Raw genomic sequence first — 1,211 nt, 5'->3', positions numbered from 1 at the left:
GTCCCAGCAACGCCGCGTGCACCAGGCTCGCGCCCGGGCCAGCCACTACTGGAAACGCTGGCTCAAACATCACGAAATCAGGCTGTAGTACTAACCCCGGGCCAGGAAGAGCAGCTGGAAGCCAGGAAAGACGACTGGCGCTGCCTGCCTCCATGCTGCTGGCTGGCCCGTCTGGCGTGAACGACACGAACTTTGCACATTACGCCATGGGAGGTTCGAGCCCGGGACGGCTCCGCGCCTGCCGGGGTGGGGGTCGGGGCGATCCCGCGAGTCAAGATGGTCACGCGTAGCTGGCATGATGGCGGCCCAGGAAGATCGTCGGAAGGTTTGATGTGAAGAAGACGCTGTCCATCGCCGTCGCGGGCCTGCTCGCGATCGGCCTTGCCCCTGCTGCGCACGCCGTGTCCACGGCGCAGGTGAGCGCGCGCGATGTCTACGCCGGCTACGCCCAGCTCTCCGCCCAAGAGACCGAGGGCCGGGACTATCGCCGCGTCCAGCGCGTCCCCCGCGGAGCGCGGGTGGCGCACATCGCCATCCACGGCGGCGCCATCGAGGCGCCCACGTCGCAGCTCGCCGACCAGGCCGCAGGCCGCAGGCACGCCTACTACTCGTTCGAGGGCATCAAGGCCTCCGGCAACAGCGCTCTGCACATCACCGCCACGCACTTCGACGAACCCAAGGCGCTCGCGGTGGTGACGGGCGTCGACTACACCATCTCCTGGCACGCCGCCGCAGGCACCGGCGCCACCACTTACGTCGGTGGACGAGACACGGCGTTGATCAAGAAGGTGAAGGCCGAGCTGCGCGCCGCCGGGTTCCCCGTCGCGGCGTCCGTACCCACGGAGATCGGCGGCACGAGCACCCGCAACATCGCAAACAGGAACCGCAGAGGCATGGGAGTGCAGCTGGAGATCAGCCGGGGCCAGCGGGAGCGGTTCTTCGACGGCGGGAAGCTGGCTCGCGCCTGGGTCGAGGACCCCGCCAACCGTACGAAAGCCTTCTACCGCTACGTCGCGGCCGTCAACCGTGCCCTTGGCTGAGCGGCGATCTGGCGAAAGTCCTCCCTCTCTGAAGAACGCGAGACGCTGCAGGGCGGCAGGCGCTGTTCCTAGGCTAGCTAGCACTACAGCCTGATTTCGTGATGTTTGAGCCAGCGTTTCCAGTAGTGGCTGGCCCGGGCGCGAGCCTGGTGCACGCGGCGTTGCTGGGAT

At 67.6% G+C, this 1,211-nt stretch carries 1 protein-coding gene; it reads left to right on the top strand.

The annotated features are described in order from the left end of the window. The first annotated feature begins 332 nt into the window (after nucleotides 1-332). Nucleotides 333-1,040, top strand: coding sequence for a poly-gamma-glutamate hydrolase family protein (locus tag ACIA8R_RS52960; protein ID WP_397045850.1), 708 nt, complete (start codon nucleotides 333-335; stop codon nucleotides 1,038-1,040). The last annotated feature ends 171 nt before the right edge of the window (nucleotides 1,041-1,211 follow it).

The organism is Nonomuraea sp. NPDC051191, assembly GCF_044455665.1.
In the GTDB taxonomy this organism is placed as follows: Bacteria; Actinomycetota; Actinomycetes; order Streptosporangiales; family Streptosporangiaceae; genus Nonomuraea.
The sequence above is the reverse complement of the archived record's forward strand: the minus strand, read 5'-3'. Positions and strand labels throughout refer to the sequence as shown.